Origin of the sequence: Streptomyces sp. TLI_55 (assembly GCF_900206255.1) — a bacterium.
In the GTDB taxonomy this organism is placed as follows: domain Bacteria; phylum Actinomycetota; class Actinomycetes; order Streptomycetales; family Streptomycetaceae; genus Streptomyces; species Streptomyces aquilus.
Genome location: NZ_OAOJ01000001.1, coordinates 1782504 through 1797171, shown reverse-complemented (window position 1 = coordinate 1797171; position 14668 = coordinate 1782504). Strand labels below are relative to the sequence as shown.

The window sequence follows — 14668 nt, the reverse complement described above, 5'->3', positions numbered from 1 at the left end:
GTCAACGTCATTACGCACCATAGGGAGGCGAAGGGCGTCGATGGCCATTGCCAAGGCCGAGCGGCTGATGAACCTGGCGCTGTGTCTGCTGGGGACCCGCAGGCCGCTCAGCAAGCGTGAGCTCCGCGAGTCCATCGAGGCCTACCTCGAAGCCAGCAGCGACGACTCCTTCAACCGGATGTTCGAGCGCGACAAGGACGATCTGCGCGAACTCGGGCTGGTCATCGAGACCGTGGAGAACCTCGACGGCGAAGTCGGCTACCTCGCCCGCCGCGACAGCAACCGCCTGCCGCCCATCACCCTCGACGCCGAGGAGGCCGCGGCCCTGGGCCTGGCCGCGAAGGTGTGGCAGCAGGCCCGCCTCGCGGGCGCGGCCAGCGGCGCCCTGCAGAAGCTGCGCGCGGCCGGGCTGCCGGAGGACGTCGACCCGTACGAGGCGCACGGCGCCCTGGAGCCCCGTATCCCCGTGCACGAGGCGGCGTTCGAGCCGTTGATGCTGGCCTGCCGGGACCGCCGCCCGGTCGTCTTCGACTACCGCAAGGCCACCGCCGCCCACCCCGAGACCCGGCATGTGGAGCCATGGGCCCTGGAGTGCTGGCGCGGGCACTGGTATCTGGCGGGCTGGGACCGCGACCGGGGTGCCGAGCGGGTCTTCAGGCTGTCGCGGATCACCGGCAAGGTGCGCTCGCGCGGCAGCAGCTTCACCGCGCCGGTGCCCGACGTCGTCACCGTCCGTGAGACGGTCGCGAGCTGGGCCGGGGAGACCGCCGACCGCAGCGCGCTGATCCGGCTGCGCACGGACGCCGGTTACCCCTTGCGGGCGAAGGCCACCGCGGTGCGGGAACTCGGGGACGGCTGGGACGAGTTGGAGATCCCGTACGGCCACGGGCTGGACGCCTGGCTGGTGGAGTTCGGTCCGGACGTGGTCGTCCTGGAGCCCGCCGAGCTGCGGGCCGACGTGGTGGACCGGCTGCGTGCCGTGGCCAAGGGCTGAGGGGGAGCGGGAAACAACTGTGGCAGGCAAACCGGTCAGGCCCGTCAACGCCATCGACCAGACCCGGCGGATGCTGTCCCTGGTGACGTATCTGAAGGAGCGGCCCGGCGCCCGCGTCGAGGACGTCGCCCGGGCCTTCGGCATCACCGAGGACGAGCTGGTCTCCGACCTCGACGTGCTGCCCATGTGCGGCACCAGCTTCCGCGGCGGTGACCTCCTCGACATCGACACCGACGGCGAGCGCATCTGGTGGCACAACCCGGCCGCCCTCGGCGAGGAGACCGCCGAGCCGCTGAGGCTCGCCGCCGACGAGGCCACCGCGCTGCTCGTCGCCGCCCGCGCGGTGTCCACGCTGCCGGGTCTGCGCGAGAGCGACCGGCAGGCGCTGCTGCGGGCGACGGCCAAGGTGGAGACCGCCGCCGGTGAGCAGGCGGGCGCCAGCTCCCGGCTGTCGGTGACCTTCGAGTCCGAGGGTGGCGTCTTCGCCGACGTCGACCGGGCGATCTCCGAGCGGCGCCGGCTGTGGATCCGCTACTACTCGCCCGCCCGTGACGAACTCAGCGAGCGCGAGATCGACCCGATCCGCCTGGTCAGCGTCGGCCACACCTATGTCGAGGCCTGGTGCCGCCGCTCCGAGGCGCGCCGCACCTTCCGCCTCGACCGGGTCGCCGAGATCAAGATCCTCGACGAGCCGTCCGCGCCGCCCGAGATCGAGCTGCGCGACCTGTCCGAGGCGCTGGTGCAGCCGGCCGCCGAGGACCCGGAGGTCGTCGTCGAGGTGGGCCCGGGCGGTCGCTGGGTCGCCGAGTACTACCCGCACGACAGTGCGGATGAGCTTCCGGACGGCGGGCTGCGTATTACCCTGCGCACCCCCGACCCGGCCTCCCTGCGCCGGCTGGCGCTGCGCCTGGGCCGGGACGGCCGCATCGTCTCGCCGAGCGGGCTGGCCGACAGCGCCCGGCAGGCGGCGCGCGAGGCGCTGGCGGCGTACGACGGGGTCGAGGTGCGGGACGACGAGCGGTACGACAGGCAGGAGCAGGGGCTTTGAGCGAGTCGGCTACCTCCGGTGCGGTCACCTCGGGTGCGGCGACCTCCGGGGCGAGTGTCCCCGGCGCCGCCGCTTCCGATGCGGCGGGGATGTCCGTGGCGGCTGCCTTCGCCGGGATGAGAAGCGTCTCCCCGATGGTGTTCCGGGCGGGCTGCCCGGACTGCCGGGGCCGCTTCGAGCTCACCGCGAGCGCCCTGCGGCTGGCCATCGGAGCCACCAGCAAGACCACGTTCTACTCGTTCACCTGCCCCGACTGCGGAGTCTCCGTGCGCAAGCCGGCCGGGGAGCGGATCGTGGAGCTGCTCACCGGCGGCGGGGTCAGGACACTGCGCCTGCACTCGACCCTCTAGGGTCTGCCTATGTTCTGGTCGATGTTCGCCGTCGCTGTGGGCTTCCTGGGAATCGCCGTCCTCGGTGTGCTCGCCGTACGCGTCTTCCTGGAGGCGCAGCGTCTGGGCCGGCAGGTCTCCGACTCCGCGCAGCGCATCAGCAGGGCCGCGGCGGATCTGGAGCGGGCCGCCGAGAGCACCGCGCGCTCGGTGGACGCACTGTGAGTGCCGCTGTGCTGTCCATGTGAGTCCTGCGCCGCAAGCGTTTTGGGTCACTTCGCCCTGTCACCTTGACGGCATGGGCAGGTACGCTGCTGGTCGCGGACCGGAGAACGAGGCCCGGATCGCGGACCGGGAGTACGCACGGGGATTGCCTCACGTTTACCCCTGAGCGTTACGATCGCTGACAACACGATCGTTCAGACACCTGTCCGACCGGTCGTACAGCACCCCACTCCAGCCGCCTCGGTGAGAAGGTAAAGACTTATGTTCGGAAGGCTCGGCGCCCCCGAGATCATTCTCATCCTCGTCGTCATCATCCTGCTGTTCGGCGCGAAGAAGCTTCCCGACATGGCGCGCTCGCTCGGCAAGTCCGCCCGCATCCTCAAGAGCGAGGCGAAGGCGATGAAGGACGAGGGCAAGACCCCCGCCCCGGCCGACCCGCCGCAGCAGGCCGACGACCAGGCCTCGGCGCAGCGCATCATCCAGGCCGCTCCCGGTGACGTGACCAGCTCCCGCCCGGTCACCGAGCCGACGGACACGACCAAGCGCTGACGCAGGGCCGGTGACCTCCGGCCCGCCGCACGAGATGGGAACGTGGGTTGCTGAAGTCTGCCCGCAAAGAGGAGAAGGATCCCGAGGGGCGGATGCCCCTTGCGGACCACCTTCGTGAGCTTCGCAACCGGCTCGCGAAGGCGCTGCTGGCCATCGTCATCGTCACGATCGTCGCCGCCTTCTTCTACAACGACATCATCAACTTCCTGACGAAGCCGATCCTGGACTCGATCGGATGTCAGCAGAGTTTCGCGGAACTCGCCAAGGCGGGGGCTTCCGACGACTCCAGCGTGAAGTGCGCCCGGATCACCATCAACGGTCTGCTGGCGCCCTTCAATCTGGCTCTTCAGGTTTCGTTGATGGCCGGTGTCGTGATCGCCTCGCCGATCTGGTTGTACCAGCTCTGGGCGTTCGTCGCCCCGGGCCTGCACAGGCACGAGAAGAAGTACGCCTACGCCTTCGTATTCACGGGCGCCCCGCTGTTCCTCGGCGGCGCGTACTTCGCGTACGCGGTGCTTCCCACCACCGCGAAGGTGCTGATCGACTTCACCCCCAACGGCAGCATCGACAACCTGCTGCCGCTCGACGATCTGCTCCAGCTCGTCACCCGCATGGTGATCGTCTTCGGTCTCTCCTTCGAGCTGCCCCTGCTGCTGGTCTTCCTCAACCTCACGGGGATCATCACCGGCAAGCGGATGCTCGGCTGGTGGCGCGGAATGATCATGGGAATCACCGTGTTCGCCGCCGTCGCGACGCCGAGCACGGACCCGCTGAGCATGCTCGCGCTGGCCGGCCCCATCTGGGTGCTGTACTTCGGCGCCACGCTGTTCTCCCTGCTCAACGACAAGCGCCGGCGCCGCCGCGAGGCCGAGGGCCCCGCCGACGACGAGGCCTCCGACCTGGATCTCACCCCCGAGGACATCGGCGAGGTCGAGACGGTCTCCGCGAGCCGGGCGCTGCCCGAGCAGTCGACCACGGAGCGGGTCAACGGTTATGACGACGTGACCTGAAGATCGGGTGGCCGCTCGTAGGGTCGGGACGTGACCAGCGAGATCACCCTCTTCGTCAACCCCACCGCGGGTCGCGGCCGGGGCGCCCATGCGGCGCAGCCGGCCGCTTCCGCGTTGCGGGCGGCCGGTTTCTCCGTGCGCACGGTGCTCGGGGAGAACGCCGGGGACGCCCTCACGCGCGCGCGTGCCGCCGTCGCGGACGGCACCGGCGCGCTGATCGCCGTCGGCGGCGACGGCATGGCGCACCTCGCGCTCCAGGCCGTTGCCGGCACGCGCACCCCGCTCGGCCTGGTCGCCGTGGGCACCGGCAACGACCTCGCCCGCGCCCTGGGCCTGCCGGTACGGGACCCGGCCGCCGCGGGACGGCGGATCGCCGGCGCCCTCAAGGGCGGCGAGCTGCCCGACATCGACCTTGGACAGGTGGGCGACCGCTGGTTCGGTACCGTCCTCGCCTCCGGCTTCGACTCCCGCGTCAACGACCGAGGCAATCGCCTGCGATGGCCCACGGGCCGCTTCAAGTACGACCTCGCCATGATCGCCGAACTGGCCGCGTTCAAGCCCTTCCCGTACCGGATCAGGCTCGACGACGGCGAGGTCCGCGAGATCGAGGCGACCCTGGTGGCGGTCGGCAACGGATCGTCGTACGGCGGCGGCATGCGGATCTGTCCCGGCGCCGACCTCACCGACGGCCTGTTCGACATCACCGTCGTCGGCGACTGCAGCCGGGCCACCCTGCTCAGGGTGTTCCCGCGCGTGTACCGGGGCACCCACGTCGACCATCCCAAGGTCACCGTGCACCGGGCGGCGAAGGTCGAGATCGGCGCGGCGGGGATCACCGGCTACGCCGACGGGGAGCCGCTCGGGCCGTTGCCGCTGACCGCGCGCTGTGTGCCGGGCGCGGTGCGGGTCGCGGGGCTCTGAAGTGCACGGACCCCGGGTTTGACAAGACGGGATCCGGATAATGATCGTCCTGTTGTCAGTGGGGCCCGGTACGCTCGAAAGCACGATGACAGAGGACCTCTCACCGGCCGAGCGGTATGCGGCTGCCCGTGTGCGGGCTGCCGAGCAGGCCACCGCGCTCGCGGGCTTCCGCGAGATGTACGACTTCGGCCTCGACCCCTTCCAGATCGAGGCCTGCCGGGCTCTTGAGGCGGGGAAGGGCGTGCTGGTGGCCGCCCCCACCGGCTCCGGCAAGACGATCGTCGGCGAGTTCGCCGTCCACCTCGCCCTGCAGCAGGGCAAGAAGTGCTTCTACACGACACCCATCAAGGCGCTGTCGAACCAGAAGTACGCCGACCTGTGCCGCCGCTACGGCGCCGACAAGGTCGGTCTGCTCACCGGCGACAACAGCGTCAACTCCGAGGCCCCGGTGGTCGTGATGACCACCGAGGTGCTGCGGAACATGCTGTACGCGGGCTCCCAGACCCTCCTCGGTCTGGGTTACGTGGTCATGGACGAGGTGCACTACCTCTCCGACCGCTTCCGCGGTGCCGTATGGGAAGAGGTGATCATCCACCTTCCCGAGTCGGTGACGCTGGTCTCGCTGTCGGCGACCGTGTCCAACGCCGAGGAGTTCGGCGACTGGCTCGACACCGTCCGCGGCGACACCGAGGTGATCGTCTCCGAGCACCGGCCCGTGCCGCTGTTCCAGCACGTGCTCGCCGGGCGGCGGATGTACGACCTGTTCGAGGAGGGCGAGGGCCACAAGAAGGCCGTCAACCCCGACCTGACGCGGCTGGCCCGCATGGAGGCCCAGCGGCCCTCGTACCAGGACCGCAGACGCGGCCGGGCGATGCGCGAGGCCGACCGCGAGCGGGAGCGCAGACAGCGCTCGCGCGTGTGGACCCCGGGCCGTCCCGAGGTCATCGAGCGGCTCGACGCCGAAGGGCTGCTGCCCGCCATCACGTTCATCTTCAGCCGCGCGGCCTGCGAGGCGGCCGTACAGCAGTGCCTGTACGCCGGCCTCAGGCTCAACGACGACGAGGCGCGGGCCAAGGTCCGTGACCTGGTCGAGGAGCGCACCGCCTCCATCCCGCACGAGGACCTGCACGTCCTCGGGTACTACGAGTGGCTGGAAGGCCTGGAGCGCGGCATCGCGGCCCACCACGCGGGCATGCTGCCGACGTTCAAGGAGGTCGTCGAGGAGCTGTTCGTACGGGGGCTGGTCAAGGCCGTGTTCGCCACCGAGACCCTCGCGCTCGGCATCAACATGCCCGCGCGGTCGGTGGTGTTGGAGAAGCTCGTCAAGTGGAACGGCGAGCAGCACGCCGACATCACGCCGGGCGAGTACACCCAGCTGACGGGGCGTGCGGGGCGCCGGGGTATCGATGTCGAGGGCCATGCCGTCGTGCTGTGGCAGCGCGGCATGAGCCCCGACCACCTCGCCGGGCTCGCCGGCACGCGCACGTACCCGCTGCGGTCCAGCTTCAAGCCGTCGTACAACATGGCGGTCAACCTGGTCGAGCAGTTCGGGCGGCACCGGTCCAGGGAGCTGCTGGAGACGTCGTTCGCGCAGTTCCAGGCCGACAAGTCGGTCGTGGGCATCTCGCGTCAGGTGCAGCGCAACGAGGAGGGTCTCGAGGGCTACAAGGAGTCCATGACCTGCCACCTCGGCGACTTCGAGGAGTACGCGCGCCTGCGGCGTGAACTGAAGGACCGTGAGACCGAGTTGGCCCGGCAGGGCACCAACCAGCGGCGTGCCGAGGCCGCCACGGCGCTGGAGAAGCTCAAGCCGGGTGACGTCATCCACGTCCCGACGGGCAAGTACGCCGGTCTGGCCCTGGTGTTGGACCCGGGCCTGCCCGCCGGGCGGTCCAACGGACACCGGGGGTTCGAGCAGCATGACGGGCCCCGGCCGCTGGTGCTGACCGCCGAACGGCAGGTCAAGCGGCTGGCGTCGATGGACTTCCCCGTGCCGGTCGAGGCGCTGGACCGGATGCGGATCCCCAAGTCCTTCAACCCGCGCTCGCCGCAGTCGCGTCGGGACCTGGCCTCCGCCCTGCGGACCAAGGCCGGGCACATTCCGCCGGAGCGGGCCCGTAAGAAGCGGGCGGAGGCCGCCGACGACCGTGAGATCGCCCGGCTGCGGACCGCGATCCGGGCGCACCCGTGCCACGGGTGCGACGACCGGGAGGACCATGCGCGGTGGGCCGAGCGGTATCACCGGCTGCTGCGGGACACCTCGCAGCTGGAGCGGCGCATCGAGGGGCGCACGAACACGATCGCGCGGACCTTCGATCGCATCGTCGCGCTGCTGACCGAGCTCGACTATCTGCGGGCCGACGAGGTCACCGAGCACGGCAAGCGGCTGGCGCGGCTCTACGGCGAGCTCGATCTGCTGGCCAGTGAATGTCTGCGGGCCGGGGTCTGGGAGGGGCTTGCTCCTGCGGAGCTCGCTGCTTGTGTCTCGGCGTTGGTGTATGAGGCGCGGGTCGGTGACGATGCCATGGCGCCGAAGGTGCCGTCCGGCAAGGCGAAGGCCGCGCTGGGGGAGATGGTGCGGATCTGGGGGCGGCTGGATGCGCTTGAGGAGGACTTCCGGATCACGCAGACCGAGGGGGTCGGGCAGCGGGAGCCGGATCTCGGATTCGCCTGGGCCGCGTACATGTGGGCCAGTGGGAAGGGGCTCGACGAGGTGCTTCGGGAGGCTGAGATGCCGGCCGGGGACTTTGTGCGGTGGTGCAAGCAGGTGATTGATGTGCTGGGGCAGATCTCGGCTGCGGCGCCTGCGAGGGAGGGGTCTTCTGTGGCCAAGGCTGCGCGGAAGGCGGTTGATCTCTTGCTGCGGGGGGTTGTGGCCTACTCGTCGGTGGGGTGACGGTTTGCTTCGCGGGTGCGGGTGCGCTGTGGCTGGTCGAGCAGTTCCCCGCGCCCCTAGGTCCGTCAGTGTCCCGTGTGTTCGAGATAGTTCCGCCAACTGCCGTGTCGCGTGATGTCTTCCGCGTCCGTCAAGGCGGCTGGCTCGCAGAGGAAACCTGGGGCCCTGCTTCCGTCCGACAGTTCCACGCTGCCCAGGGTCATCGGCCTCGGGAGCGTGGACAGGAGGCGGCCCAGGCCCTCTGCCGGGAGGCGCCAGATCTCTGTCTCGATCGCGGCTCCCTGCTCGCCTACGTGCACCAAGCCCGGCTTCGGTGGCGTCGTGCGCAGGGCATGGAGGTGATAGGCCGCGGCCGTCGTGGTCGTGCGTTCCAAGCGGGCGCCCAGTGACAGGAGTTGGGGGTTCAGGGGCTGGCCCGACAGGTGGGCCCCTACCACCGCCAGCCTCGTCTCCGGCTGGAGCAGGGCGGCCAGCCTCGCCAGGCGTTCGTCCGTGAAGGCCGGGCCGATCAGCATCACGCCGAACGGGAGGCCGTTGACCTCGCCCGCCGGTGCTGCCACCGCTGCCAGGTCGAAGAGGTTGGTGGAGTTGGTGAAGCGGCCCAGGCGGGCGTTGCTGGACAGGGGGCCCGCGGCCACCTCCGCGAGAGTGGGGTGGCCCGGGGTCGTGGGGAGCAACAGGGCGTCCGCGTCGGACAGTTCGGTCAGGGCGCGGGTGCGGAGGGCCGCCAGGCGGTCCATGTCGGCGTAGAGCTGGTGGGCCGGGATGTCGCGGGCGCGGGTGATGATGCCGGCGACGGTCGGGTCCAGGCCCTCGCCGCCCTCTGTGAGCAACTTGTCGACAAAGCTCCCCACCGCCGTGTAGCGCTCGGCCACGAACGCGCCCTCGTAGAGCATCGCGGCCGCCTCGGTGAACGGGGTCAGGTCGAGGGTGCGGATCTCGGCGCCGGCAGCCGCCAGCCGCGCCACTGCCGCCTCGTAGGCCTCCGCCCAGCCCTCGTCCAGTTCGCCGAGCTGGGCCACTGGAGGCACTGCGATTCGCCACGGGCCCGGTGCCCGGCCGGGGAGCGGCGGGGGTGTGGCTGTCGTCATGTGGGCGAGCGCCTGTTCCGCCTCGGGGAGGGTGCGGGCGAAGACCGTCACGCAGTCCAGGGAGGCGCAGGCCGGGACCACGCCGGTCGTCGGGACCAGGCCTCGGGTGGGCTTGAGGCCGACGATGCCGTTGAAGGCGGCCGGTACCCGGCCCGACCCGGCCGTGTCCGTGCCCAGGGCGAAGTCGACCAGGCCGAGGGCCACCGCGACGGCCGAGCCCGAGCTGGAGCCGCCGCTGATGCGGGACGGGTCGTGGGCGTTACGGACGGCGCCGTGCGGGGAGCGGGTGCCGACCAGGCCGGTGGCGAACTGGTCCAGGTTCGTGGTGCCCAGCACGATCGCGCCCGCCGCGCGGAGGCGGGCCACGACGGGCGCGTCCTCGTCGGGGTGGTAGGCGTACGCCGGGCAGCCCGCGGTCGTCGGCAGGCCCGCCACGTCGATGTTGCCCTTGGCGGCGAACAGGCGGCCGGCGAGGGGGAGGTACGCGCCGCCGGCCACGCGGGCATCCAGGGCGCGGGCCTCGGCCTCGACCTCCGCCTGCGCCCGCAGGTCGATCCAGATCTCGGGGCGGTCCACGGCCTCGATACGGGCGTAGGCGGCGCGGACGCGGGTGAGGGCGTCGGTCATGCTGTTCCTCGTTTCAGTTCGCGGGGCCGAGGACCAGCAACGCCGTCCCCGCTTCCACCTGGTCGCCCGGTCTGGCCAGGATCTCCGTCACCACGCCGTCGACCGGCGCGTGCACCCTGGACTCCATCTTCATCGCCTCCAGCGCGAGGAGCGGCTGACCGGCCGTCACCTCGTCGCCGGGTGAGACATTCAACTGCCATACGGAGGCGGCGAATTCGGCCTCGACCAGGTGTCCTCCCGCCGGGACCGTCACCTCCGCCGGGGGAGCCGGCGGTGCCGCCGCGGCCTCCGCCCTGGTGAACTCGCCCGCGGCCTCCCACGCGTCCCGTTCCGCGGCGAACGCCGACTGCTGCCTGGTCCTGAACTCGCCTATGGAATCGGCGTTGTCGGAGAGGAAGGCCTGGTAGTCGGCGAGGGAGAAGGTGCCCTCGTCGATGCGGGGCACGAAGCGGCCGGAGGTGATGTCCGCCCGCAGGTCGAGGAGTTCGTCCGCGTCGACCGGGTACCACTTGATCCGGTCGAAGAAGCGCAGCAGCCAAGGGGACCCGGGCTCGAACGCGCCGCGCTGTTGCCATCCCGACCACACCTGGGTCGTACGGCCCACGAACTGGTAGCCGCCGGGGCCCTCCATGCCGTAGATGCAGAGGTAGGCGCCGCCGATGCCGACCGAGTTCTCCGCGGTCCAGGTGCGGGCCGGGTTGTACTTGGTCGTCACCAGGCGGTGACGGGGGTCGAGGGGGGTGGCGACCGGGGCGCCCAAGTAGACGTCTCCCAGGCCCAGTACGAGGTACTCCGCGTCGAAGACCGTGCGGTAGACGTCGTTCACCGAGTCGAGGCCGTTGACGCGGCGGATGAACTCGATGTTCCACGGACACCAGGGCGCGTCGTCGCGCACGCCCGCCATGTAGCGGGCGATCGCCTCCCGGGTCGCCGGGTCGTCCCAGGACAGCGGGAGGTGGACGGTGCGGGAGGGCACGACCAGTTGGTCCGTCGGAGGGAGCCCGTCGACGATCTCCCGTACGGCGGCGAGGAGTTCGTGCTGGGGCAGGCGCCGCGGGTCCGTCTGGATCTGGAGGGAGCGGATGCCCGGGGTGAGGTCGGTGACCCCGTCCAGAACCGCCTCGGCCACCGCTTCCATCAGGGCGTGGACGCGCATGCGCAGCGCCAGGTCCAGCTGCATCGGCCCGAACTCGACGAGCAGGTTGTCGTCGCCGCTGCGGCGGTAGGTCACATCGCCGTCGCGGGCGAGGATGCCGCCGTCCACGATCTCCGGTCGGGGTGAGCCGTCGACGTCCACCGGTACGAAGCGGACCGTGTCGCCCGGCCGCAGCTGGCCCAGCTTCCAGCGCTCGGCGCTCAGGACCGTCGCCGGGCACACGAAGCCGCCAAGCGAGGGGCCGTCCGGGCCGAGCAGCACCGGCATGTCGCCGGTGTAGTCGACGGCGCCGACCGAGTACGGGGTGTCGTGGATGTTGGACGGGTGCAGGCCCGCCTCGCCGCCGTCGGTGCGGGCCCAGCGGGGCTTCGGGCCGACGAGCCGGACGCCGGTGCGCGCCGAGTTGAAGTGCACCTTCCAGTCGGCGGCGTAGAAGTCGCGGATGTCGTCCTCGGTGAAGAACTCCGGTGCCGCGTGCGGGCCTTCGACGGCGGCGATGTGCCAGGTCGAGCCGTACGACGGCCGGTCGGTGACCGGCGTGCCGGTGGTGACCGACCCTCCGTGCAGGACGTCGCCGGTGCGCAGCGCCCTGCCGCCGTGCCCGCCGAAGCGGCCCAGCGTGAAGGTGCTCGCGCTGCCGAGGAACGCGGGGACGTCGAGGCCGCCGGCGAAGAGGACGTAGGTGCGCAGGCCGTGCTCGGTGGGCGCGCCCACGGCCAGCAGCGACCCGGCGGGTAGCGTCACCGGCTCCCACTGCGGGACCGGTACGCCGTCCACGGTGACCTCGGCGGGGGCGCCCGTGACGCACACGGTGGTCGGGTGGGTGAACCTCAACGACGGTCCCTGGAGGGTGCATTCGAGGCCGGGCGCGCCTTCGTGGTTGCCGAGCGCCTGGTTGCCGAGCCGGAAGGCGCGGTCGTCCATCGGGCCGCACGGGGGTACGCCGACCTGCCAGTAGCCGGTGCGGCCGGGCCAGTCCTGCACGGTGGTGAGGGTGCCGCCGGAGACGACCTCGATGCGTGGGGTGGGGTCGGTGATGCCGGCCAGGGTCGCCGTCGAGTGCGTCGCCCGGGTGAAGCGCGGGTCGGCGAGGGCGGCGCGGACCAGGCCCAGGTTGGTCTCGATGCCGTCGACGCGGGTGCGGGCCAGCGCCTCGTCGAGGCGGCGCAGCGCGTGGGCGCGGTCGGAGCCGTACGCGATGACCTTCGCGAGCATCGGGTCGTACGACGTCGTCACCTCGGTGCCCGTCTCCACCCAGCCGTCGACGCGGACGCCCGGCGGGAACTCGACCCGCGTCAACAGGCCGGCGCTGGGCCGGTGTTCGCGGGAGGGGTCCTCGGCGTAGACGCGGGCCTCGACGGCGTGGCCGCGCGGGGGGCCGGGGTCGCGGACGACGTCCGTCTCGCCGCGGGCCAGCCGCAGCATCCAGGCGACCAGATCGACGCCGTAGATCTCCTCGGTGACCGGATGCTCCACCTGGAGGCGGGTGTTGACCTCCAGGAAGTAGGCCTCTTCGCGGGCGGCGTCGTAGACGAACTCGACGGTCCCGGCGGAGCGGTAGCCGACGGAGGCGCACAAGTCACGGGCGCTGGAGGCGAGTTGCTCGCGCACGTGGTCGGGGAGGCCCGGGGCCGGTGCCTCTTCCAGGACCTTCTGGTTGCGGCGTTGCAGGGAGCAGTCGCGGTCGCCGAAGGTGACGACCCGGCCCTCGCCGTCGCCGAAGACCTGGACCTCGACGTGGCGGGCGTGCTCGACGAGGCGTTCCAGGAAGACGCCCGCGGAGGAGAAGGAGGCGGCGGCGACGCGCTGCACGCGGTCCCAGGCATCCTCCAAGTCCGCCCTGGAGCGACATGCCGACATACCGATGCCGCCGCCACCGCCGGTCGCCTTGAGCATGACCGGGTAGCCGATCGCCGACGCCCGCGCGAGGGCCTCGTCCAGCGAGGCCAGCAGGCCCGTCCCGGGTGCCAGCGGCACCCCCGCCGCCTCGGCCGCCGCCCGCGCGGTGTGCTTGGCGCCGAACAGCTCCAGCTGCTCCGGCGTCGGGCCGACGAAGACGATCCCGGCCTCCTCGCAGCGCCGCGCGAAGTCGGCGTCCTCGGACAGGAAGCCGTACCCGGGGTGGATGGCGCCCGCGCCGGTGTCCTTCGCCGCCCTCAGGACCAGGTCGGCGTCGAGGTACGACTCCTTGGCGGGTGCGGGCCCCAGCCGTACGGCCGTGTCGGCGAGCCGGACGTGGGCCGCCGAGCGGTCCGGGTCGGAGTACACGGCGACCGTGCGCAGGCCCAGCTCCCGAGCCGTGCGGATGATCCGTACCGCGATCTCGCCGCGGTTCGCGACGAGCAGCGTGTCGAAGCTCATCCGGCGGCCCCGATCGTCATCTCGACCGCCGTCGGCTCGAAGCCGTTGCAAGGGTTGTTGATCTGGGGGCAGTTGGAGACGAGGACGAGGACGTCGCACTCGGCGCGCAGGGTGAGGGAGAGACCCGGCGCCGAGAGGCCGTCGACGATCCCGAGCGTGCCGTCCTTCTCGACCGGCACGTTCATGTACCAGTTGATGTTGGAGACCAGGTCGCGCTTGCCGAGGCCGTGCCGGGCGCCCTCGGCGAGGAAGTTGTCCACGCACGCGTGCTGGGACCAGGTGTGGTGGCCGTAGCGGAGGGTGTTGGACTCCTTGGAGCAGGCGCCGCCGACCGTGTCGTGGCGGCCGACGTCGTCGGCGACGACCGTCATCAGCGGCGTGTGCTCGTTCGACATCAGCACGCTGCCGGTGGTGAGGAAGATGTTGCCCTGGGCGTGCAGGGTGTCCGGCGCGCTGTAGCGGACGGACGTGTCGTGGGCGTCGTAGACGAGGAAGTCGACGGCCTGGTTGCCGTGCAGGTCGGTGATGGTGAGGGTCTCGCCCGCGCGGACGACGGAAGACCAGGCGGCCCGGGCCGGTACGACGGTCTTGGCGGGAACCGTGGACGTCATGCGAGCCCCCTTGCGGCGAGGAATTCGGCGGTGTTGAGGAAGGCGCGGCGGCCCTCGGGCGTGGCGTCCCGCAGGGGGTCGCCGGGCGCGGTCGGCGCGGCCCGCCAGGCGAGGACCTCCAGCGGGGTGCTGACGTAGTCGGGGCGCGGGTCGGCCGGGTGCGGGACGTTGGCGATCAGCACGGTGACGTCCTGCTCGGTCCGCAGGGTGACGCTGCCGCCGGGACCGGCCGAGCCGGTGAAGTCCAGGGCGCCGTCCTCGCGGACCTCGACGCCCTGGAAGAAGGAGAGCGACGGGGGCAGATCGCGGGGAGCGAGGCCGTTCTTGGCCGCCGCCAGCTTGAACAGCTCGCGGCCGGCGGGGGAGGGGGACTGCGGGGTGCCGTCGCCGTAGCGTTTCGTGTTGCGTACGAGGGTGGAGGTGCCGCACAGCGCGTCGTGCCGGCCCGAGCTGTCGGCGACCACGGTCGCGAGGACGCGGCCCTGGTCGGACAGGAGAAGCTGGCCTTCGCCGAGGTAGGCGTTCCACTGCACCTTCACCGTGTCGGCGACGTTCAGCCGTTCCCAGGGGCGGTCCGCCGCGTACAGCAGGAGGTGGGCGCAGGCGTCGCCGCGCAGGTCGGTCAGGCGCAGCTCGGTGCCGCGGGCGAGCACCCGGTGGGTGTAGTTGCCGCCCGCGACCGTCTCGGCCCACACCAGATGGCCCGCCTCGCAAGGGGGCTCGGGCCAGTCGGCGGCCGGCACCACCGGCATGGCCTCGGTGCGCGTGCCCTCCTGGGCGCGGGCGTGATCGCGCGCTCCGTACGTGGTCGCTGTCGCCATCGCGGGACCTCCGGCTCCGGGAAACTTCG

The 14668-nt window shown here is 71.6% G+C and carries 12 protein-coding genes; 8 read left to right on the top strand and 4 right to left on the bottom strand.

Annotated features, from left to right (window positions below; translation table 11 throughout):
- The first annotated feature begins 40 nt into the window (after positions 1-40).
- The 8 genes from CRP56_RS08375 to CRP56_RS08340 all read left to right on the top strand — a co-directional run bounded on the left by CRP56_RS08375 (position 41) and on the right by CRP56_RS08340 (position 7972).
- Positions 41-994: a helix-turn-helix transcriptional regulator gene (locus tag CRP56_RS08375; protein ID WP_059196526.1), complete on the top strand. Its 954-nt coding sequence runs from the start codon at positions 41-43 to the stop codon at positions 992-994.
- Between the two features lie 19 nt (positions 995-1013).
- Positions 1014-2042, top strand: coding sequence for a helix-turn-helix transcriptional regulator (locus tag CRP56_RS08370; protein ID WP_097261778.1), 1029 nt, complete (start codon positions 1014-1016; stop codon positions 2040-2042).
- 89 nt (positions 2043-2131) lie between these two features.
- Entirely contained in the window at positions 2132-2392 is a 261-nt protein-coding gene (locus CRP56_RS08365; RefSeq protein ID WP_097273845.1) for a hypothetical protein, read from the top strand.
- A gap of 9 nt (positions 2393-2401) precedes the next feature.
- Positions 2402-2596 carry a hypothetical protein gene (locus CRP56_RS08360; protein WP_079311563.1) on the top strand — a complete coding sequence of 65 codons (195 nt, stop codon included), beginning with the start codon at positions 2402-2404 and terminating at the stop codon, positions 2594-2596.
- A gap of 261 nt (positions 2597-2857) precedes the next feature.
- A complete protein-coding gene (gene tatA, locus CRP56_RS08355; protein WP_097261776.1) occupies positions 2858-3145 on the top strand; it encodes a Sec-independent protein translocase subunit TatA in 288 nt (95 codons plus the stop codon).
- Between the two features lie 47 nt (positions 3146-3192).
- Positions 3193-4155 (top strand): twin-arginine translocase subunit TatC, encoded by a 963-nt coding sequence (gene tatC, locus CRP56_RS08350; protein WP_097261774.1) that lies wholly within the window; start codon positions 3193-3195, stop codon positions 4153-4155.
- A gap of 30 nt (positions 4156-4185) precedes the next feature.
- Positions 4186-5076 carry a diacylglycerol kinase gene (locus CRP56_RS08345; RefSeq protein WP_097261772.1) on the top strand — a complete coding sequence of 297 codons (891 nt, stop codon included), beginning with the start codon at positions 4186-4188 and terminating at the stop codon, positions 5074-5076.
- A 40-nt stretch (positions 5077-5116) separates the two neighbouring features.
- Positions 5117-7972, top strand: coding sequence for a DEAD/DEAH box helicase (locus tag CRP56_RS08340; protein ID WP_097261769.1), 2856 nt, complete (start codon positions 5117-5119; stop codon positions 7970-7972).
- 65 nt (positions 7973-8037) lie between these two features.
- Here CRP56_RS08340 and atzF read toward each other — a convergent pair whose 3' ends face one another.
- From atzF to CRP56_RS08320, 4 genes are read right to left on the bottom strand one after another with little or no spacing between them, the layout of a single operon-like run.
- Positions 8038-9690, bottom strand: a complete 1653-nt coding sequence (gene atzF / locus CRP56_RS08335) for an allophanate hydrolase (protein WP_097261766.1) — start codon at positions 9688-9690, stop codon at positions 8038-8040.
- A 13-nt stretch (positions 9691-9703) separates the two neighbouring features.
- On the bottom strand, positions 9704-13207 hold the full coding sequence (locus tag CRP56_RS08330; protein WP_097261764.1) for a 5-oxoprolinase/urea amidolyase family protein: 3504 nt from the start codon (positions 13205-13207) through the stop codon (positions 9704-9706).
- Positions 13204-13818, bottom strand: coding sequence for an urea amidolyase associated protein UAAP2 (locus tag CRP56_RS08325; RefSeq protein WP_097261761.1), 615 nt, complete (start codon positions 13816-13818; stop codon positions 13204-13206). The genes CRP56_RS08330 and CRP56_RS08325 overlap by 4 nt, the downstream gene beginning before the upstream one ends.
- Positions 13815-14639, bottom strand: coding sequence for an urea amidolyase associated protein UAAP1 (locus CRP56_RS08320; protein ID WP_097261758.1), 825 nt, complete (start codon positions 14637-14639; stop codon positions 13815-13817). Before CRP56_RS08320 ends, CRP56_RS08325 begins: the two co-directional genes overlap by 4 nt.
- Positions 14640-14668 lie beyond the last annotated feature (29 nt).